Source organism: Rhodococcus coprophilus NBRC 100603, assembly GCF_001895045.1.
Classification (GTDB): domain Bacteria; phylum Actinomycetota; class Actinomycetes; order Mycobacteriales; family Mycobacteriaceae; genus Rhodococcus; species Rhodococcus coprophilus.
On the sequence record NZ_BDAM01000012.1, the window covers coordinates 144,774 to 165,010 of the forward strand.

The 20,237-nt window shown below is 65.8% G+C and carries 21 protein-coding genes and 1 tRNA gene; 11 read left to right on the plus strand and 11 right to left on the minus strand.

Annotation, left to right across the window (positions count from 1 at the left end; all coding sequences use genetic code 11):
- Positions 1 to 15: 15 nt before the first annotated feature.
- From RDCOP1_RS20720 to RDCOP1_RS20740, 5 genes are all read right to left on the minus strand, one after another.
- Positions 16 to 1,902, minus strand: coding sequence for an ABC transporter ATP-binding protein (locus RDCOP1_RS20720; protein ID WP_072705088.1), 1,887 nt, complete (start codon positions 1,900 to 1,902; stop codon positions 16 to 18).
- Positions 1,899 to 3,626, minus strand: coding sequence for an ABC transporter ATP-binding protein (locus RDCOP1_RS20725; RefSeq protein WP_072705222.1), 1,728 nt, complete (start codon positions 3,624 to 3,626; stop codon positions 1,899 to 1,901). Before RDCOP1_RS20725 ends, RDCOP1_RS20720 begins: the two co-directional genes overlap by 4 nt.
- Positions 3,627 to 3,747: 121 nt before the next feature.
- Positions 3,748 to 6,090 carry an MMPL family transporter gene (locus RDCOP1_RS20730; protein ID WP_072705092.1) on the minus strand — a complete coding sequence of 781 codons (2,343 nt, stop codon included), beginning with the start codon at positions 6,088 to 6,090 and terminating at the stop codon, positions 3,748 to 3,750.
- A 72-nt stretch (positions 6,091 to 6,162) separates the two neighbouring features.
- Positions 6,163 to 6,753 (minus strand): TetR/AcrR family transcriptional regulator, encoded by a 591-nt coding sequence (locus RDCOP1_RS20735; protein ID WP_072705095.1) that lies wholly within the window; start codon positions 6,751 to 6,753, stop codon positions 6,163 to 6,165.
- Between the two features lie 96 nt (positions 6,754 to 6,849).
- On the minus strand, positions 6,850 to 7,314 hold the full coding sequence (locus RDCOP1_RS20740) for an RrF2 family transcriptional regulator (RefSeq protein WP_072705098.1): 465 nt from the start codon (positions 7,312 to 7,314) through the stop codon (positions 6,850 to 6,852).
- A 148-nt stretch (positions 7,315 to 7,462) separates the two neighbouring features.
- Between RDCOP1_RS20740 and RDCOP1_RS20745 the strand changes: the two genes are divergently transcribed.
- Positions 7,463 to 8,407, plus strand: a complete 945-nt coding sequence (locus tag RDCOP1_RS20745; RefSeq protein ID WP_072705102.1) for a sterol desaturase family protein — start codon at positions 7,463 to 7,465, stop codon at positions 8,405 to 8,407.
- On the opposite strand, the gene RDCOP1_RS20750 is transcribed toward RDCOP1_RS20745, so the two are convergent.
- The gene (locus RDCOP1_RS20750; RefSeq protein WP_072705224.1) at positions 8,388 to 9,074 is read right to left on the minus strand and encodes a YceI family protein; all 687 of its coding nucleotides are present in this window, start codon (positions 9,072 to 9,074) and stop codon (positions 8,388 to 8,390) included. The genes RDCOP1_RS20745 and RDCOP1_RS20750 overlap by 20 nt on opposite strands.
- A gap of 55 nt (positions 9,075 to 9,129) precedes the next feature.
- The gene (locus RDCOP1_RS20755) at positions 9,130 to 10,617 is read right to left on the minus strand and encodes an amino acid permease (protein ID WP_111731609.1); all 1,488 of its coding nucleotides are present in this window, start codon (positions 10,615 to 10,617) and stop codon (positions 9,130 to 9,132) included.
- Between the two features lie 68 nt (positions 10,618 to 10,685).
- Between RDCOP1_RS20755 and RDCOP1_RS21900 the strand changes: the two genes are divergently transcribed.
- The 7 genes from RDCOP1_RS21900 to RDCOP1_RS20785 all read left to right on the plus strand — a co-directional run bounded on the left by RDCOP1_RS21900 (position 10,686) and on the right by RDCOP1_RS20785 (position 14,513).
- Positions 10,686 to 10,817 carry a hypothetical protein gene (locus RDCOP1_RS21900; protein ID WP_255311426.1) on the plus strand — a complete coding sequence of 44 codons (132 nt, stop codon included), beginning with the start codon at positions 10,686 to 10,688 and terminating at the stop codon, positions 10,815 to 10,817.
- Positions 10,818 to 11,654: 837 nt separating this feature from the next.
- Positions 11,655 to 11,849: a CbtB domain-containing protein gene (locus RDCOP1_RS20760; protein ID WP_072705105.1), complete on the plus strand. Its 195-nt coding sequence runs from the start codon at positions 11,655 to 11,657 to the stop codon at positions 11,847 to 11,849.
- Positions 11,840 to 12,628, plus strand: coding sequence for a CbtA family protein (locus tag RDCOP1_RS20765; protein ID WP_072705109.1), 789 nt, complete (start codon positions 11,840 to 11,842; stop codon positions 12,626 to 12,628). The genes RDCOP1_RS20760 and RDCOP1_RS20765 overlap by 10 nt, the downstream gene beginning before the upstream one ends.
- Positions 12,629 to 12,698: 70 nt before the next feature.
- A complete protein-coding gene (locus RDCOP1_RS20770) occupies positions 12,699 to 13,169 on the plus strand; it encodes an SH3-like domain-containing protein (protein ID WP_072705112.1) in 471 nt (156 codons plus the stop codon).
- A complete protein-coding gene (locus RDCOP1_RS20775; RefSeq protein WP_072705115.1) occupies positions 13,166 to 13,462 on the plus strand; it encodes an SH3-like domain-containing protein in 297 nt (98 codons plus the stop codon). The genes RDCOP1_RS20770 and RDCOP1_RS20775 overlap by 4 nt, the downstream gene beginning before the upstream one ends.
- Positions 13,462 to 14,148 (plus strand): thiocyanate hydrolase subunit gamma, encoded by a 687-nt coding sequence (gene scnC / locus RDCOP1_RS20780; RefSeq protein ID WP_072705118.1) that lies wholly within the window; start codon positions 13,462 to 13,464, stop codon positions 14,146 to 14,148. Before RDCOP1_RS20775 ends, scnC begins: the two co-directional genes overlap by 1 nt.
- Positions 14,149 to 14,204: 56 nt before the next feature.
- Entirely contained in the window at positions 14,205 to 14,513 is a 309-nt protein-coding gene (locus RDCOP1_RS20785; protein WP_111731684.1) for an SH3-like domain-containing protein, read from the plus strand.
- 62 nt (positions 14,514 to 14,575) lie between these two features.
- On the opposite strand, the gene RDCOP1_RS20790 is transcribed toward RDCOP1_RS20785, so the two are convergent.
- The 3 genes from RDCOP1_RS20790 to RDCOP1_RS20800 form a co-directional block, all read right to left on the minus strand.
- A tRNA-Ser gene (locus tag RDCOP1_RS20790) sits at positions 14,576 to 14,666 on the minus strand.
- 46 nt (positions 14,667 to 14,712) lie between these two features.
- On the minus strand, positions 14,713 to 15,189 hold the full coding sequence (locus tag RDCOP1_RS20795) for a nucleoside deaminase (protein WP_072705124.1): 477 nt from the start codon (positions 15,187 to 15,189) through the stop codon (positions 14,713 to 14,715).
- Positions 15,190 to 15,726, minus strand: a complete 537-nt coding sequence (locus tag RDCOP1_RS20800) for a tRNA adenosine deaminase-associated protein (protein ID WP_072705127.1) — start codon at positions 15,724 to 15,726, stop codon at positions 15,190 to 15,192.
- Between the two features lie 48 nt (positions 15,727 to 15,774).
- Between RDCOP1_RS20800 and RDCOP1_RS20805 the strand changes: the two genes are divergently transcribed.
- Positions 15,775 to 16,737 (plus strand): prephenate dehydrogenase, encoded by a 963-nt coding sequence (locus RDCOP1_RS20805; RefSeq protein ID WP_072705226.1) that lies wholly within the window; start codon positions 15,775 to 15,777, stop codon positions 16,735 to 16,737.
- Positions 16,725 to 18,071, plus strand: a complete 1,347-nt coding sequence (locus RDCOP1_RS20810) for an amidase (protein ID WP_072705130.1) — start codon at positions 16,725 to 16,727, stop codon at positions 18,069 to 18,071. The genes RDCOP1_RS20805 and RDCOP1_RS20810 overlap by 13 nt, the downstream gene beginning before the upstream one ends.
- Positions 18,072 to 18,108: 37 nt before the next feature.
- Here the strand turns inward: RDCOP1_RS20810 and RDCOP1_RS20815 are convergent, their stop codons facing one another.
- On the minus strand, positions 18,109 to 18,720 hold the full coding sequence (locus RDCOP1_RS20815; protein ID WP_072705133.1) for a putative glycolipid-binding domain-containing protein: 612 nt from the start codon (positions 18,718 to 18,720) through the stop codon (positions 18,109 to 18,111).
- A 269-nt stretch (positions 18,721 to 18,989) separates the two neighbouring features.
- On the opposite strand from RDCOP1_RS20815, the gene RDCOP1_RS20820 reads away from it, so the two are divergent.
- On the plus strand, positions 18,990 to 20,156 hold the full coding sequence (locus tag RDCOP1_RS20820) for a GIY-YIG nuclease family protein (protein ID WP_072705136.1): 1,167 nt from the start codon (positions 18,990 to 18,992) through the stop codon (positions 20,154 to 20,156).
- Positions 20,157 to 20,237: the final 81 nt, after the last annotated feature.

A 20,237-nucleotide genomic window follows, 5' to 3' on the forward strand; every position in this document is an offset into this window, starting at 1 on the left:
CGGGTAGCGCCGACCTCACTCGACGAGGACCTTGAACTGGGCGTCGTACAGGCGCGCGTATGCCCCGCCCGCCTCGAGCAGACCGTGGTGGGTGCCCTGCTCGACGATATGCCCGTCCTCCATCACCACGATGCGATCGGCATCGCGGATCGTGGAGAGCCGGTGTGCGATCACGAAACTCGTGCGAGCGTCGCGTAGGCGGGCGGTGGCCTGCTGGACGAGCAGTTCGGTGCGGGTGTCGACCGAACTGGTCGCCTCGTCGAGGATGAGGATCGTCGGTTTCGCGACGAACGCACGCGCGATCGTGACGAGCTGACGTTCTCCGGCACTGAGGCTGCCGTTCTCCTCGTCCAGCACCGTGTCGTATCCGTCGGGCAGCGCGCGCACGAATCGATCGACGTAGCTCATCCGCGCAGCCGACATGATCTGGTTCTCGGTGGCGTGCGGGTTGCCGTACGCGATGTTCTCGCGAATGGTCCCGCCGAACAGCCACGTGTCCTGGAGAACGATCCCGATACGCGAACGCAGTTCCTCCCGCGACATCTGCGTGATGTCCACCCCGTCGACCAGGATGCGGCCGGAGTCGACCTCGTAGAACCGCAGAATGAGGTTGATGAGCGTCGTCTTGCCCGCTCCCGTCGGCCCCACGATCGCGACCATCTGACCGGGTTCGACCTGCAGCGACAGATCCTCGATCAAGGGGCGGTCCGGCACGTACGAGAAGGAGACGTGTTCGAACTCGACAAGACCGTGACGACTCCACGGCATGGTGGGCGCCGGAGATTCCGGTTCCTCCTCCGGCTCGTCGAGGACGGCGAACACGCGCTCGGCCGACGCCGACGCCGACTGCAGAAGATTGACCATCGCACCGATCTGGGCGAGCGGCTGGACGAGTTGCCGGGAGTACTGGATGAGGGCCTGGATCTCACCGAGAGTTGCGGTGCCCGACGCGACGCGCAGGCCACCGAGGACGGCGATCACCACATAACCCACGTTGCCGAGAAACGTCACGAGGGGCATGACGAGACCCGAGACGAACTGCGCCCGGTACGACGCCTGATACAGCGATTCGTTGGTCTCGGTGAACCGTGCCTGAACCTCGGAGGTGCGGCCGTAGGCGGTGATGAGCTCGTGGCCCGTGAACGCTTCCTCGATCTGACCGTTGAGGACGCCGGTCGCCTCCCACTGCGACGCGAAGTGCCGCCGGGAGCGTCGGGCGACCAGCACCGTCGCCAGCACCGATGCCGGAACGGTCAGGATGGCGACGATCGCGAGCATCGGCGAGATGAACAGCATCATCACGACGAGACCGAGCAGCGTCAGCACTGCGAGCACCAGTTGCGAAATGGACTCCTGCATGCCCGCCGACACATTGTCGATGTCGTTGGTGACGCGGCTGAGCATGTCGCCGCGCGAATGCGTGTCGAAGTATTTGAGGGGCAGCCTGTGGATCTTGCGTTCCACCCGCGACCGCATGTCGCGCACGACGCGCTGCACGATCTCGTTGAGGCCGTAGGCCGCCATCCAGATCAGGCCCGACGACAGTAGATACAGCGCGAGGACGATGACGAGGATCCGGCCGAGGTTCCCGAAGTCGATGCCGACACCGGGAATCACATCCATGCCCGACACCATGTCGGCGAACTGGTCCCGCCCCTCGGCCCGCAGGCCCTCGACCGCCTCGTCCTTCGACAGACCGGCCGGCAACTGCATGCCGATGACGCCGTTGAAGATCACGTCGGTGCCGCGCCCGAGTACGAACGGAGCGACGGACACACTCACGACACCGAGGAATGCGGCGAGGAGCACCGAATAGACGGCATACCGGTGCGGGTGCAGCATCCCCAGGACGCGGGCGACGGTGCGGAAGCGCGACGGCGCACTCTCCTCCGGGGTGGTCATACCGACGCCATCCTCTGGGACTCGACGATCTCGAAGTAGGTGTCACAACGTCCCAGCAGGCCGAGGTGCGTACCCACGTCGACGATGGTGCCGTTGTCGAGCACGACGATGCGGTCGGCGTCCTGCACCGTCGAGACGCGCTGCGCGACGATCAGGACGCACGCATTGCGGGTTTCGGGTTCGAGCGCCGCGCGCAGCCGGCCGTCGGTCGCGGGGTCGAGCGCCGAGAACGCGTCGTCGAACAGGTAGATGGACGGGCGGCGGACCAGCGCGCGAGCGATGGCGAGGCGTTGTCGTTGTCCGCCGGACACGGTCGTGCCACCCTGTGAGATCTCGGTGTTCAGGCCGTCGGGGGTGGCGTGCACGAATTCCGCCGCTTGCGCGACCTCGAGTGCGTGCCACAACTCCGCGTCGGTGGCGTCGGGCCGTCCGTACCGCAGGTTGTCCGCGATCGAACCCGAGAACAGGTACGCCTTCTGCGGCACCACCGCGATCCGGGAGCGCAGCACCTCCGTGTCGAGCGCGCGGATGTCGGTGCCGCCGACGAGCACCTGCCCCTCGGTCGCGTCGATCAGGCGGGGCAGCAACCGCATCAGAGTGCTCTTGCCCGACCCGGTGCCCCCGATGATGGCTGTCGTCGTGCCGGGGTCGGCGCGGAACGAGATGCCGCGGAGGACCGGCGCGTCGGCACCGGGATAGGAGAAGCCCGCACCCCGGAACTCCACCGAGACCCGCGCGGGAAGCTGCCGGACCGGGTCGGGTGGGGACGCGACGGTCGGTTCTGTGTCGAGCACCTCGAGCAGTCGCTCGGCACACACGGTTGCCCGCGGCGTCATGATGGCGATGAACGACGCCATGAGCACCGCCATGAGGATCTGTGCGACGTACGTGATCATCGCTGTGATGGAACCGACCTGCATTTCGCCGGCGTCGACGCGATGGCCACCCACCCACAGCACGGCGACGGTGCTCGCGTTCGCGATCAGCAGGACCGCCGGGTACAGCAGGGAGTTGACCCGTCCGACCCGCAGTGCGGTCGCGGTGAGGTCGTCGTTGGCACGTTCGAAGCGCGCGCGTTCGGTCTCGTCGCGGACGAATGCCCGTACCACCCGGATGCCGGTGATCTGCTCGCGGAGGACTCGGTTGACCCCATCGATGCGTTTCTGCATGACCCGGAATCCGGGCAGCATGAGGAGGATCAGCGACACCATCGTGAAGACGAGGACCGGTACCGCGACCACGAGGACCAGCGATGTCCCGGGGTCTTCGCGCAGCGCCATGAAGATGCCGCCGATCGCCATGATCGGGGAGGTCACCACAATCGTGCAGGTCATGAGGACGAGCATCTGGACCTGCTGCACGTCGTTGGTGTTACGGGTGATGAGCGATGCCGCGCCGAAGGTGCCGAACTCGCGTGCCGAGAACTCCCCGACGCGCTGCACGACAGCCAAGCGGACGTCCCGGCCGAACGACATGGCGGCACGGGCGGCGAAGTACACGGCGCCGACCGACGCACCGATCTCGACCGCGCTGATCGCCAGCATCAGGAGCCCGGTGCGCAGAATGAAATCGACGTCTCCGGCCGCCACACCCTCGTCGATGATGTCGGCGTTGAGACTCGGCAGGAGCAGCATCCCGCCCGTCGCGACGAGCTGGAGCAACACCACCGCGGCAAGCGCGCCCTTGTAGGGCGCGAGAAACCGCCGCAACAGCCGTATCAGCATGCGCAACACGCTACCTGCGTGGCCGTCCGCCCCCAGCCTGTGGCGTCCGGTGCGCGGCCGGCCCCCGAACGACCGGCCGGGCGGTCACCGGGCACCGCACCGATGACCGCCGACCGGATCGTCACACCCGGACCGTTTCTGCTTCCGTCTTCGCCTCCCCGTCGGCGAGTCGACGAGTGAGCTTCTCGCCTTCCACGTCGACGTTCGGGAGGATCTTGTCGAGCCACTTCGGCAGCCACCACGCCTTGTCGCCGAGCAGCGCCATCACCGCCGGGATGATGACCATCCGCACGATGAAGGCGTCGAAGAACACGGCGACAGCGAGCGCGAAGCCCATCGACTTGATCAGCGAGTTCGGTTCGGCGATGAACGCCGCGAACACGGAGATCATGATGACCGCGGCCGCGCTGACCACGCGGGCCCCGTGACCGAACCCGGCCACCACCGCTTCCTTGGCGGACGCACCGTGCACGAACTCCTCGCGCATGCGGGTCACCAGGAACACCTGGTAGTCCATCGCCAGGCCGAACACGACGCCGATCAGGAAGATCGGCATGAAGCTCACGATGGGCTGCGGGTTGGCGATCAGCCCACCCCAGCCGTCCTGGAACACCGCCACGGTGGCACCGAACGTCGCGAGCACACTCAGCAGGAAGCCGAGCGTTGCGGTGAGCGGCACGAGGATCGAGCGGAACACCAGCATGAGCAGGATGAACGCGAGTCCGACCACAACGGCGAGGTACGGAACCAGTGCGTTCTGGAGGCTCTCGGAAACGTCGCCTTCCAGCGCCGTCTGCCCGGTGATCCCGTACGAGACCCCGAACTCGTCCTGCAACCGGGACTCGTCGTCGCGGATGGACGAGACGAGATCCATGGTCGCTTCGTCGCTCGGACCGCTGCGCGGCGTGACGAGGATCTGCGCGGTGTCACCGGCTTCGTTGACCGTCACGATCTGCGCGTTGACGACCTCGTCGTGCTCGGAGAGCGACGCGACGACCGCACCGAACGCCGCGGGGGCGTCCACGTCGGCCTCACGGGCATCCGCGACGACGACGAGCGGGCCGTTGCGCCCCGGGCCGAAGCCCTCGTCGATCAGGTCGTAGGCCTGCCGTGAGCTGGTTGCGGGGTCCCCGGTCGCTTCGCTCGGCAATGCGAGTCGCAGGCCGGTCGCGGGAAGGGCGAGCACACCGAGCAGCACCACACCAGCGACCAAGGGGATGAGCGGGCGACGCACGAGAGCGCCGACGAACTTCAGAGCGGTCCCGGGCTCGTCGTCCTTACCCGCGCCGGCCTTCAGGCCGGGGATGCGTCCTGCGAAGGCCTTCTCACCGAAGAGCGAGAGGACGGCGGGGAGCAGGGTGATGGCGATGAGCACGGCCATGAAGACGGTGAAGGCCGCCGCGTATCCCATGGCCGAGAGGAACGGGATACCCACGACCTGCAGGGCTGCGAGCGCGATGATGACCGTCAGACCTGCGAACACGACCGCCGAGCCTGCGGTGCCCACGGCACGGCCTGCCGCCTCGGCGCGATCGGAGGTGGCGATGAGTTCGTGCCGGAATCGCGAAACGATGAACAACGAGTAGTCGATCGCCACCGCGAGACCGATCATGATCGCGAGAGTGGGTGTCATCGAGCTGAGATCGGTGAAGCCGGTCGCGATGGTGATGCCCAGGCTGCCGATACCGATGCCGACCAGGGCAGTGATCAGGGGCAGACCCGCGGCGACGAGTGAGCCGAAGGTCAGGGCGAGCACGATCGCCGCGATGCCGATGCCTACGAGTTCCGCGGTACCACCGGGAAGTTCGACCGCGCTGGCAGCGGTTCCGCTGACCTCCACGGTCAGGCCGGCGTCACGGCCGATATCCGCCGCAGCCGCGATCTGATCACGCATGGTGTCGTCGACGTCGCTCATCTCGCCCGTGAACGGCACGGTGACGAAGCCGACCGTGCGGTCGGAACTCAACGGTGACAGTGCAGCGGCGTTCGCAAGAGCGGCGTCCTCGGGCAGTCCCTGTTCCGTACCGGCCGCCTTCATCTGTTCGACGAGGCCCGCGTCGGCGAGCACCGGGTTGGCCAGCACACCGGCCTGCTCCTCGGGCGTCGCCGTCGCCGGATCCACCTTGGCAGGCGGCGCCACGCGGTCGATGTCGCGCACCGCGGCGAGCACGTCGTCGATTGCCTGCATGTTGGCGGGCTCGTCGAGGGTTTGGCCGTCGGGGGCGGCGAACACATACCGGGCGCTGAGCTGATTCATCGGATCTTCGGCCGACGGGAAGCGCTCGGCCATCAGGTCCTGTGTCTTCTGAGCGGGGGTACCCGGCAGAGAGAAGGAATCGGTGGTCGGGCCGGACAGCGTTGCGGCACCGACACCGAACAGGACGAGGATCGCCAGCCAGAAGGAGAGAACCGTGCCTTTTCGCCGGTAGGCGAACTTGCCGATCCGATATAGGTAGGTCGCCACGAGGCACCCTTTCGTTCGGACATTTCTTGCAGAGGGGAGGGGTCGAGTCGACCGTCGGAACGCCTACTTGCGCTACGGGAAACCGAGACGCAACCGGCCGAAGGCGTCGCGGATGAGATCTTCGGGTGACGGGTCGGCTCCCGCGAGATGCATCTCGATCGCTGCCTTGATCGCGCCGAGAGCCAGGTGGTGAATCAGGTTTGGATACAGTTCCGCACCCGGATCGGTGCCCGTGCGTTCGGCGATGACATCGACGAGCATCCGCGTCGACCGTCGCTCGACCTCGATACCCCGGGCGAGCAGTGCCGAGGATTCCTCCACGACCGAAAGACACGCACCGATCTCGTCGAACGACCACTTCGGGTCGGTGACGAGTCCGACGGCGCATTCCCGGAGGGAATCGAGGATGTGTTCGTCGGCCGGGCGCTGCCGCAGCATCTCGATCCAGTCCTCGATCACACGCTCGAGATGGACGAAGACCGCTTCTTCCTTGCTGGCGAAGTAGTTGTGGAACGTGCGTGTCGAAACGCCTGCGCGCGCGGCGATCGCATCGGCGGTCACCGCGTGCACACCGTGCTCGCGGGCAAGTTCGGCGGCCGCTTCGGCAAGCGCCGCCCGCGTCGCCGCTTTCTTACGGTCGCGCAGACCGGAGGGAAGACTCACTCCATCGACCGTACAGAAATTGCAGAGCTCGGTAACTTTGCAGAAGAGTGCAAGATTATGCGATTACCCACACCGGGACTCCCGCAGTAGCGCAGGTCACACCCGGCGGCGCTCCCAGGCGTCCTGATCGCGGGTGAGTTCCTCGATGAACGCGGGCAGGTCGTCGGCGACGACGTCCTCGAGCGAGACCTCTTCCAGAACCGCGCGCAGATTCACGCGCACCGCGATCCAGACGTCGCGCAACTTCTCGGCCGCACCGGTGTAGACCACGTCCTCGGGCCGCTCGCCACGCACCGACGCGAGGGGTCCCTCGACGGTCCGGATGACGTCGGCTATCGAGATCGCCCCCGGAGGACGCGCGAGCCAATAACCCCCTTCGGGGCCACGCCGGCTACACACGAGACCACCCCTCCGCAGATCGGCGAGCACCGCCTCGAGGAACTTGTGCGGTATCGACTGCGCGGTCGCGAGTGTTTCGGCCTTCGCCGGGCGGCCGTCACCCTTGGCGGCGAGTTCGAGAAGGGTGCGTACGGCATAGTCGACCCTCGCGGTGATGTGCATTCCACGCCTCTCACTACGCTGCCGACGGAACCCTCAATTCCTACCAGCAAGTTGCGGAATCGGTCCTCAGCGATTCCCAGGCTACTGGTGACACACACCACATCACGAGTAGATTGGACCGTTGTCCACACCTACCGAAAGTGGTGCCATGCGGGAGACCCTCTTCGACTCCTGGGGGTCGTTGCTCGAGCCCCTGCACGATCCGGTCGCGCTCGCGATCCCGGCTTTCGTGGTGTTCCTGGTCCTGGAATGGGTCGCGGCTCGCACGCTCGAACACGTCGAACCCGGGCCCGACGGTCGAACACACCCACCGAAAGGCGGCTACGAGGCGCGCGACGCACGCGCAAGCCTCTCGATGGGACTGGTATCGATCGCCACCAGCGCCCTCTGGAAGGTGCTCGCGCTGGTCGGCTACTCCGCCATCTGGGTCTACATCGCGCCGTGGCATCTGCCCGCCGACGCCTGGTACACCTGGGTGATCCTGCTGGTCGGCGTCGACCTGCTGTTCTACTGGTACCACCGCACCGCGCACCGGGTTCGCCTCGTGTGGGCCACCCATCAAGCCCATCACTCGAGCGAGTACTTCAACTTCGCGACGGCTCTGCGCCAGAAGTGGAACAACAGCGGCGAAATCATCATGTGGCTGCCGCTACCGCTGCTGGGAATCCCGCCGTGGATGGTGTTCGTCGGATTTTCGGTGAACCTGGTCTACCAGTTCTTCGTGCACACCGAGCGAGTCGGCACACTGCCCCGGCCGGTCGAGTTCGTCTTCAACACCCCCTCGCATCACCGGGTCCATCACGGCTGCGACCCCGAGTACCTCGACCGCAACTACGCCGGCATGTTCATCATCTGGGACCGGATGTTCGGCACGTTCCGGCCGGAGACACACCGGCCGACGTACGGCCTGACCAAACCCGTGGGCACCTACAACATCTGGGAGTTGCAGACCCACGAGTACAAGGCGATTGCCCGCGACTGGCGTTCGGCAACGACCCTGCGGGACAAACTGGGTTACGCGTTCGGACCGCCCGGGTGGGCTCCCGCACACGATCGGCAGGGTACTGAAACCATCAGTTCCGCTCGAGCGTGATCAGAAAGTCGATGCTTCCGGCGCCGTCGACGGTCACGAACCCGAGGCTCGGCGGTTCCACCCCGTAGTCCGACCAGACCGTCGGGATGCTTCCGGACGCCACGATGACGTCACCGGTGCGAAGCACCTCCACGTCCACCGTGGCCGGACGTTCCTGGCCCCGCAACGTCAGCGTGCCCGACGCGGGCACGGTCGTCGCCGTTCCGTCCGTGGGCAACGAAGCGAGATCCACCGGTTCGGTGAGGACGAACGTTGCGGTCGGATACGTCGCGGTGTTCATCACCCGATCGCGGAACTGCCCGTCGCGCTGCGAGATGTCGGTGGTGATCGAGCCGACCTGGACGGTCACCTCCGCCGCGGTGAGGGTGTCGTTCTCGATCGTCGCACTGCCGGTCACCTGGTCGGTACTGCCGACCACCGTGACGTCGGCTCCGCGCAGGATCTCCTCGACCGTGTATCCCGCAGCAGTGCGATTCGGCTCGGTCCCCGCCGTCACCGTCCAGGAACCGTTGAGATCACCGGAGGCGGCTTCGGCACCGGACACCGACACCGACGCGGCCGGCGCGTCGTCCTTGGCGATGAAGTTGCCGTAGACCCACGGCGCCACGAAGAACCCGAGGATCGCGATCACGACAATGGCGGCGAGGGACCATCCGAGCTTGCGCATGCCCACGACAATAATTGACGCTTCAACCCTGTGGGTGGTCGAACGCGCAGACGACCTACGGCGAACCGTCGTCGGCGTGTTTCGCGAGTACCGAGTGATTCCGGCTGTACACGAAGTAGATGACCACGCCGATGGCCATCCACACGACGAACCGCAGCCAGGTCTCCACAGACAGGTTCACCATGAGCCACACACAGGCGATCACCGCGAGGATCGGCACGAAAGGCACCAGCGGCACCTTGAATCCACGCTCGAGATCCGCACGGGTTCGGCGCAGCACGAGCACGCCGATCGACACCAGCACGAAGGCGAAGAGTGTGCCGATGTTGACCATCTCTTCGAGAGTGCCCAGCGGAACCAGCCCCGCCAGCACCGCCACCACCACCGTCACGACGACCGTCGTCCGCACCGGTGTTCCCCGTTTGCCCGTGTGGGCGAGCCGGCGAGGCATGAGGCCGTCGCGGGCCATCGCGAACAGCACACGCGTCTGGCCGAGCATCAGCACCATCACGACCGTCGTGAGACCGGCGAGAGCACCGATGGAAATCAGATTCTTCGCCCAGTCCATGCCGTTGATCGCGAACGCGGTGGCGAGCGTCGATTCGTCGCCCGCGAGTTCCGCGTAGTTCACCATTCCCGTCAGGACGAGACTGACCGCGACATAGAGGACTGTGACGATCGCGAGAGAACCGAGGATCCCGATCGGCACGGCTTTCTGCGGGTTCCGCGTCTCCTCGGCAGTCGTCGCGACGACATCGAAGCCGATAAACGCGAAGAAGACGAGACTGGCCGCGGCGAGCAGGCCGTACCAGCCGAACGTGCTGCCGCCCGCTCCCGTGACGAAAGAGAACAGCGACTGGTGCAGTCCATTGGTGGTCTCCGCGGCCTCGGCCGGCGGGATGTAGGGCGAGTAGTTCTCCACCTTGATGAAGAACGCACCGAGTGCGACGACGAAGATGACCACCCCGACCTTGATCGAGGTGATCACCAGCGACACCCGGGAGGACAACTTGGTCCCGGACGCGATGACGACGCCGATGACCACGACGATCAGGACCGCTCCCCAATCCACCTTCACCGGTCCGACCATGACGCTCGAGGACAGCCCGCCCATCACCTCACCGAGATACAGTGACCAGCCCTTACCGACCACGGCCGCCGCGAGCGCGAACTCCAGGATGAGATCCCAGCCGATGATCCAGGCGATGAACTCACCGAAAGTCGCGAACGAATACGTGTACGCACTACCGGCGACGGGCACGGTGGAGGCGAACTCCGCGTAACACAGCGCGGCGAGCGCGCAGGCGATGGCGGCGAGGACGAACGCCAGCGAAACGGAGGGTCCCGCGACGTTGCCGGCCGTGCGAGCGGTGAGCGTGAAGATGCCGGCGCCGACGACGACCGCGACACCGAACACGACCAGGTCCCACGCGGTGAGGTCCTTGCGCAGCTTCGAATCCGGGTCGTCGGTGTCGCGGATGGACTGCTCCACCGACTTGACCCGGAACAGACCACGGTCGCGCTTGCTGCCGGCTCGAGTCATCGGCGTTCCTTTCGGTACCGAGCAGGAACCTACTCGGTGTGAGCGGCCGCCATGGAGGATTCGGAACGATGACGCGTTTCGGCCCAGACATCGGTCCGGTGACCTACCTGCCACCCCCTCCGGTCGGCGGGTACAACCTGGTTGCACTGGGCGCGCTGATCGATCCGCATCCCGCCCGTTCCCGCCGCGCGCGCCGGTGAGGTCGTCACCGGTGAGAACTACACGCTCTTCTGGTCACTGTCGTTCGCTGGTACCGGGGGCGTCGGCCTTACCCGCACCCGGAAGTAATTGAATTCACCAAGAATTGCATCAATAATTCGACGCTTCCCCCAAGAGACGGCAAAAACAACAAGTCACAAATCCGCCACAACGGTCATACCTACCGAATACCGCTCACAACAGTGCATTTCTCACAACAGTGAATTTCAAGTCGGACGAATCAAGCGCAGCGGCCGCGGTCGATCGACCAGACCCGCGATCGCCACACCGGTCTTTTGGTAGTCGCGGACAGCACGTTCGGGGGCGTACCGCCGGATTGCCCGCAACGAGGTGGCGTCCCGAGTCGGGTTCCGGATCAGCTCGGCCACCTCCTGCATGCGACCACGCTGCGAGTGTGGCGTGGCTTGACGGGACCGATGACCTGATTATCAGTGAATACACTTCCGCACCATGTAACTGGGACGGCATCCCCGGGAGCCTTCACGACCGGAGAGCCGACGGTGAACGTCGGGCCCGCTTCTTCCATGGCGGTCGGATTCGACGCAGAGAGGCGGAAATAATTGAACTTCACACCAAGTGCAGCCCTCCAACGCGACGGCGAAGTCAATAGTCGCAAAAACGCCACAACGGTCATACAGACCGAATACTCTCTCGCCAGAGAATTTCACGTCGGACAAATAGAGAAGACTGTTCCTCCGGCTCGACGCGCATGTACCGTTGAATGGTCGCACCCGCTCCACCCCGCGCTTTAGTTCGATAGTTCGCACCGTTCCACCACACCGAACAGGCCGACGGGGCTCAACATTCAGGGGTAAACCATGACATTCACCGCAGTGCCCGAACAGACAACGGAAGCCGTCAACGCAGCTCTCATCGCGGTGGGCGTCGTCCTGCTCGCATTCCTCACGCTCTATTTGGTCGGTTTCGACAACGGTGTGCTCTCGCGCAGTGGAATGTACCTGCACGAACTGATGCACGACGGCCGCCACCTCCTCGGGCTGCCATGTCACTGACCGGAACGTACACTCGGTTACTGGTCCGTGGGCTCCTGGCGGGACTTCTCGCCGGGCTGTTGGCCGGCGGCGTGGCCTTCGTTGTCGGAGAGCCTCAGGTAGAGGCTGCCGTAGCACTGGAAAACTCTGTTTCAGAACCGCATTCGCATGGCGAATCGGACTCCGGCGGAGTCGCTACTGCAGAACACCACGACGACGAGCCCCTCGTCTCTCGGACTGGTCAGCGCGCAGGATTGTTCCTCGCGACTACGTTGGCAGGCGTCGCACTGGGCGCGATCTTCGCATCGGTGGCGTACGCGATTCGGCGGACCGTCCCGGTCTCCGCCGTAACGCTGAGTCTCGGCCTCGCCGGAGCCGCATGGCTCGCCGTCGTGATAGTGCCGTACGTGAAATATCCGCCGAATCCTCCGGCCGTAGGCAACCCCGAGACCTTCGGCCAACGTACCTGGCTCTGGCTCGCCGCCGTGGCCATAGGACTACTGGCAGTGGTAGTCGCCGCGTACGTGGCTACTGCATCGGCGAAACGACTCGCACCTGTCGCCCGCATCGCGGCTACGGCTCTCGCTTTCCTCGTCGTCGCGGTCGTCGGTTGCGTTCTGCTGCCGTCCGTCAACGAAGTGGCCGACGGGTTCCCCGCCACGTTGCTGTGGGAATTCCGGCTGTCCACACTAGCTACCCAGACGACCCTCTGGGCGAGCCTGGGTCTCGTATTTGCATACCTATCCGACCGGTCGGCCCGCCCGCCGGTCCGTGAGGCGGCGCCTATGTCGGCCATGTGATTCCCATTCCCTGTCCGCCCCGCGAAGGACTCCTCGAGGGGAACCACCGACCGATCGGATCGGAAACACAATGAGTTCACCGGCTAAGCAATCGGGCGCGTCGCAGAGCACACCCAGCCCCAGCGCGTCATTCAACACCCTGACGAGTCTGCTCGCCGACATCGCCCCAGCCATCCACGAGGTACAGGACTCCCCGTACACGTTGCCCAACGCCCGATATGCCGCACTGCGGCACGTGATCCACGACGTTGGTGGCCAGCCCGACCTGCCCGTCGAATACAAGGAAAAGGTCGAAGAGGCGTGGGAGATGAACACGTACGTCACCTGTGAATGCCTGGGCTGGCGAGGCGCGTGGAATTCCGAGATGCGGCGCCGTGCCGAAAATGATCTGGGCGCGACGCTTTACTTCGGCCTTCCGTACTACGCGCGCTGGATCACCGTCGCCACCAAGACTCTTATCGACAAAGGCCTCATCACGCCAGATGAATTGTCAGCCAAGATCGATGCTGTCCGCACGCGTTTGAGCGAGGAGCGATCATGACGAAATACCAGATCGGTGACCGCGTTACGGTAAAGGACGCGACGTCCCTTTTCCACACTCGCACACAGGCGTTCGTGCGCGGCCACACAGGCGTCGTCGTCGAATACCGTCCCGAATGGGTTATCCCGGAGGACGAGGCATGGGACCGCCTCGAGAACGGGCGCACCGAACCGTTCTACGTCGTGCGGTTCCTCCAGACCGACTTGTGGGACCCCTACACCGGATTCGATGTCGATACCCTCGAAACAGAGTGCTCCGAGCGCTGGCTTGCACCCGCAAAGGACGAAGCATAATGAGCGAAAATCACAGCCACGAAGGCCACGATCCGATCCAGGAAGGCCCCGAGGTAGGCGAATTCGAAGTACTCGAGGCCGCCATCCGGGAACTGTCGATCGAAAAAGGCCTGTTCTCATCCGAAGACCACCGCCGATTCTCGGAGTGGGCGCAGTCGATCGGTCCTTCCAAGGGTTCCCGCCTCGTCGCCAAGGCATGGCTCGACCCCGACTTCAAGCGTCAACTGCTCGAGGATGCGACAGAAGCCTCCAAAGCGGTGGGAGTCGACTGGCTGGACCCGACCGGGACAGGCACCCCCAGCGACTACACGTTCTTCTACGTCCTGGAGAACACACCCCAGGTGCACAACATGATCGTATGCACCCTGTGTTCGTGTTACCCGAGGCCCGTCCTCGGCATGTCGCCCGACTGGTACCGGACTCCCAACTATCGCCGCCGGCTCGTGCGCCGTCCCCGCGAGGTGCTCGCCGAGTTCGGTCTCCATTTCCCCTCGGATGTCGAAGTGCGCGTCCACGACTCCAACCAGAAGTCACGGTTCATGGTGATGCCGATGCGTCCGGAAGGCACGGAGGGTTGGACCGAGGACCAGCTCGCCGCGATCGTCACCCGCGACACCATGATCGGTGTCGCTCTGCCACAGGCAGATTGGACCGCAGAAAAGGCACCCTCGCAGGTCGGAGGTTGACAGTGACAGTTGACAAGCAAAGGTTCGACCGACGCGATTCGGTCGAGGCCCACGAGATCATTCTGGGGTTGCTCGGGGATGATGCGGTCCGGGAGACGTCGCTGCCGGAACTGGACCGTACGCCCGCGCCCTGGGAGTCGAGCATGCAGGCGACCGTCGAGTGTCTCTCCTGGCGCAACGTATGGGACAACCTCGAGCGTCGCCAGACGGAGGACGCTCTCGGCGAAGATATCTACCGCGAGTTCCCGGTCCATACCAGGTCCGCGATCGCCACCGCACATACACTGCTCGACCGCGGGGTGATCGATCCCGACGAACTCCAGGCAAAGATGCGGGAGGTTCGGGCCCGGTTCGAAGGCGACTGAACCAACTCCGGATCCACCAGACAAAAAAGTCCCTCACCTGTGTGAACAGGTGAGGGACTTTATGGCGGTGGCGGAGGGATTTGAACCCTCGGACGGGGGTTACCCGTCACACGCTTTCGAGGCGTGCTCCTTAGGCCGCTCGGACACGCCACCGCTAAAAGACTCTACCGGATCGGGCGCGTGCATTGAAATCGGCTGGTCAAAGGCCTGGATGGGGGTCGCGTTGCGCTCTGAAGAACTCCTCGAGAACCCCCGCGCACTCGGCTGCGAGCACACCGCCGCGCACCTGTGGGCGATGGGTGAGCCGCCGGTCCCGCACGACGTCCCACAACGATCCCACGGCCCCTGTCTTGGGCTCCCAGGCACCGAAGACGATCCGTTCGACGCGTGCGAGGACCGCCGCCCCTGCGCACATGGTGCAGGGCTCGAGGGTGACCGCGAGCGTTGCGCCCTCCAGACGCCAGCCGTCTCCGTACACGCGCGCGGCCGCCCGCAGCGCCAGCACCTCGGCGTGTGCGGTGGGGTCTCCGGTGGCTTCACGCGAGTTCGCGGCGCGGGCCAGCTCCGTGCCGTCGGCCGCAAACACCGCGGCGCCCACCGGAACGTCCCCGACGGGCGCAGCGGCCGCAGCCTCCAGCGCGACCCGAATCAGTTTTTCGTCGTCGCGCAGGCCCATCTAACGCAGTTTGTCCAGAGCGGCGGCCCATACGTCGTCGAATCCGAGACGTTGAGCGATCTCCTCGAGCTGCTCGTCGGGGTAGAGGTCCGTCTCGGACAGGATCACCGCCAGCACCGGTTCGGGCAGACCCATGTCTTTGAGGATTGCGAGGTCGCCTTCCTCCCACGGTTCCACGTCGTCCAGTTCGTCCGGGTCGATGTCGGGAATGTCGACGTTCAAAGCGTCGAGAACGTCGGCCGCCAGGTCGTAGTCGATCGCCATCGTCGCGTCGGACACAAGCAACCGGGTGCCCGAGGGCGCAGGACGGATGATGACGAAGAACTCGTCGTCGACATTCAGCAAACCGAACACGGCGCCGGAGCTGCGTAGTTCCCGCAGCTCGGTCACGGCCGTGTCCAGGCTCGTCAGTGCCGAATCTGTGAGGGCCCGGCACTTCCAGAGCCCGTCTTCACGCGTCACGGCGACGGCAAAACCGTCGAGGTCCTCGATCGAACTCACCGAAGGGCTCTTGTTCCCTACGCGTTGTGCAGCCATGCGCGCAACGGTAGTCTGCCTCGTCCCGCGAATGAAGCCCACGCCCGAATATGCCAACCTGGAGCGGTGCTTACCGCAACGTTCGCCCCGCCCGTATGTGTCCTCGGCCTCGGCCTGATCGGTGGATCGCTTCTCCGCGCAGCAGCCGCGACCGGCCGCCACGCGTGGGGATACAACCGCTCGCCGGAAGTCGTGCACGCGGCCCGCGATCTGGGTTTCGACGCAAGCACGGACTTGACCGCGACGCTCGAACGAGCTGCCGATGCGAACGCGATCGTGGTGATCGCGGTTCCGATGCCGGCGGTCGGGAGCATCCTCGAGGCGATCGCCGAACACGCACCGGATGTCGCGCTCACCGATGTCGTCAGCGTCAAGTCGGAGATGGCGGCCGCCGTCGCCGCACACGGCTTGTCCAGGCGTTTCGTCGGCGGTCACCCGATGGCCGGCACCGCCGAGTCGGGTTGGGCGGCGAGCACCGTCGATCTGTTCCGTGACGCCGTGTGGGTCGTGACGGTCGACGACGGCACCGACCCCGAGGTGTGGCAGGCCGTCGCGGACCTCGCGATCGACTGTGGCTCTGTCGTCGTCCCGGCCGAGTCCGCCGAACACGATGCGGCGGTCGCCCGGATCTCGCACCTGCCTCACGTGCTGGCCGAAGCCCTCGCGCTGGCGGGGGCCGCCGGTGGCGATCTGGCACTCGGATTGGCTGCGGGCTCGTTCCGCGACGGAACCCGCGTGGCAGCGACCGCTCCGGCACTCGTCGACGCAATGTGCGAGGCCAACGCCTCAGCGTTGCTCGTGGCGCTCGACGAGACCCTGGCGGTGCTGTCGGCCGCGCGGGAACAGCTTGCCGACGGCAGCACCGCCGACCTCACCCGCGCCGGGTTCGACGCCCGCGCCCGGTACGACCAGCAGGCCCGCGTCCCCATCACCGGCGTCGTACCCGGGGAGGGTGACTGGCTCACCGCACTTCGCGAGGCCGGACGCCGCGGAGAGGTATGGGCCCGATGACCCTGCGCGACATCGCCTCGGCTATCACGACCGGCAAGCTCACGCCGACGGAACACATCCGCCAGGTACTGGCCGATCTCGACGCACTCGACGGCACACCCTGGCAGAACATCGTTGCGGCCCGGGACGACGCGGCCGCCCTCGAATCCGCAGCACGCGCCGACGCGGAGATCGCCGCCGGCAACTGGATCGGACCGCTGCACGGCGTCGCCGTCGCGGTCAAAGACAACATCGATGTCGCCGGCCTGCCGACTCGCTGCGGCAGCGCCGTCCTCGACGACGCCCCGCCTGCTACCTCCGATGCCCGCATCGTCCGGAAACTGCGCGAGGCGGGTGCGATCGTCGTCGCGAAGACCCACCTCCACGAATTCGCTTACGGTCCGACCGGCCTCGTCAACGCATCCGGCCCAGCTGCGCATCCCCACAACCCAGGTCTCATCAGTGGTGGCTCGTCGTCGGGGTCGGCGGTTCTCGTCGCCCGTGGAATCGTCCCTGTCGCGCTCGGCACCGACACCGGTTGCAGCGTCCGTACTCCGGCCGCGTTGTGCGGGATCGTCGGTTTCAAGCCCGGCCACGGCGCCCTTCCGATCGAAGGCGTATTTCCGCTGTCCACGACCTTCGACCATGTGGGTCTGCTGGCCACGGACACCCTGGACGTCGCGCTCGCGTGGGGCGCGATTCCCGGGATCGCGCATCTGCGCACCCCGGTATCGGGCCTCCGCATCGGCAGGCTCCGCGGTGGTATCTGGGACTTCGCGGATCCCCAGTTCGAGGCAGCCGTCGACACGGCATGTCGCACTCTGGTGGATCTCGGCGCGGAGGTAGTCGAGGTGACGCTGCCGGAAACCGGCGAACTGCTCGACGTGTATCCCGTCGTCACCGGTTCGGAGGCCTACGACACCCATCGCGAGTGGTTCGAGTCGACCCCTGAGCGCTATCAGCCCGCCACAGCCGCACTACTGGCCGCGCAGCGGGACCGACCCGCCTACGAGTACGTGCGCGCCGTGCGGACCGCTTCACGCCTGCGGCACGAGGTTGTGGAGCGTCTGCGGAAGTCGGAAGGTCTCGATGCGTTGATCACGGCGACGGCCGGGATCCGATCGGCACCGCAGGACAGTGACCCGGCGGCGCTGCGAGGACCGCTGCTGCAGCACTGCATCCCGTTCAGCGTCCTCGGTGTGCCTGCGCTGTCTGTGCCGGCACCGGGCGGTGGCACGCTGCCGATCGGGCTGCAGGTCGTCGGTCTCACCGGAGGAACCGGCGGGCACGGGAGCCACCCTGCCGAATCGACAGCGCTCGCCGTCGCGCTCGCGGTCGAAACCGCCGACGACTAGCTGCTCGCGAACTGCGGTGTGGCGACCTCGCCGGCTGCTAGATCCGTTCGGCCAGCCCGCGGTACTCCATGACGAACCCGTCGGCGTCGACCGTGACGGACGACGTCGACACGGGCGACAGCACGTGGATGCCGTCGGACGCGCTGCTGTACATCACAGCCGCTTCCTGGACACCGAGGTCGACGAGGTTCACGTAGACCACCGGCACCTCGAGATCGGCCGAGCCCGACTGGAGCCCGTGGCGCCGGATCGGCAGCGCGTTGAAGAACGGGCTGAGGATGACGTCGACGTCCAGCGCCCCACCGAACGTGGAACGTTGATGCTGGGTGCCGTTGTCCACCATCCAGATGCCCTCTTCAGACCTGCTGATCGACATATGACGCTCACCGGCTGCAACGGTGGTCCGTACAGACAAACGGCGTGTGACGCCGTTTTCGTCGGTCACCAAGTCGTAGGAGGCGCTGAATGCGGGATGGTCGGCGCACGCGCCACCCACGATGCGGCCGGACGCTTTGATCCGACGGCCGTTGAGCTGCACACGCACCGATTCCATTCGGGGCGCGTCCAGCGCTCGCCAGGTGAGAAGCGTCGGCCATGCCGACGCCGGACTCGCCGCAGAACCCGCGGCATCAGAGGCAGGGTTGCTCACGAGCTATACGTTAAGCGACGTTGGTCGGCGGGGAGGCAGCGGTGCCGTTATTGAGGCGGGTACCACCTTCGCGGTGGGCGAGTCGTCGCGCCGCAGGAGGGGCAATCGGTGCATTCGAGACCGGCGACCCGCGTTCCCTCCGACAGCTTGTGGGACCTGCCTGAGGCCAGCTCGGTGACAACGTGACGTGGTCCGAAGACGCGACGAGAACCGAAGCAGACTGTGCGCGGAGAGGCACTCGAGCACCGGTATTGGCCTAGAGTCGCAACATGCGTACCGTGTGGACAGTTCCTCTGAACATTGCCCAAACCTTGCTGGAATCTCCCGAGATCCAGATGTTCCTGACCAGCAATGAGCTGCCCGACACCGCAGACGATCCGCGACAGAGGCTCGAGGAGTTCACTCTGGCTCTGGGCGCGCTCAGCAAGCACGCCGGACGCACCTTCGGCACCGTCGATGCCGCCAACCGGGAACTGTTCGGTGGCTCTGCCGGCAAGGTGCCGGTCTCGCTCCGACTGACTGTGCTGCGCGCGATCGTCACCCAGGTCGACGACCGCACCCCCACCCCGCAGCCGATGCCGCAACCCGTCGTCGACCAACTCGGCGCGTACGTCTACGCGTTGGTCGATCCCCGCGATCGCAGCATCGTCTATGTGGGCACCGGGCGCGGAAACCGGATCTACACGTTGGTGTGGTCGGCACTCGGAGAAACCCACAAACTCACCGAAGCGGGAGAAAAGGCATTGCCCGCGACGCCCGAGACCGAGGCTGCGCTCCGCCGCATCAAGGCCATTTACGACTCGGGGTATTCCGTCGAGCATTTCGTCGTGGCCGACCGGCTCGATCCGAAATCGGATGCCGATCACACAGCGGACGTGACGGCGCAGGCCGTGATCGCTGCGCTCGGCTTGATCGAGCCGCATCGCGGGGAGTGCATTCTCACCAATCTGGCAGGGACGACCGACGTTTCCGAAGCCGACCGCACAGCCATTCCGATTGCCGAACTCGTACGCCAGTATTCGGCGACACCGGCTCCCGAACTGCCGACGCCGTGTGTGGTTCTCCGCATCAACGAAGCGAAGAACGCCGATCCCGCACAAGTCCGTGCGCTGGCAGCCCGGCCGTGGCCCGCCGGCACAGCGGCCCGTGGGATCGACGGCCTGCCGATAATCGTGGTGGCGGACAACATCGTTCGCGCCGTCTATCGCGCGACGCGCTGGGAAGCGGCTGCACGCAGCGAAGAGAGCGGCGGGACGATTCTCTACCGTTTCCTCGGTGATGCCGATCCGGAACTCGAGCCCAAGTTCGTCGACACGCGACTCAGCCCGGACCGCCTGGGACTCAAGCGTTGGCCGTCGCACGGCTGGGCACCCCGCCTGACGCAGGCCCTGCCCCGCCCGGTCGCGCGGCCCAAGCCCAAGGCACCCCGTCCGTAGAACGGTCGGAACGCAGTCGAGGGGGCCACATCCGTGGCCCCCTCGCTCGTGCCGGCACCCCATCCGGCTACACAAATACCG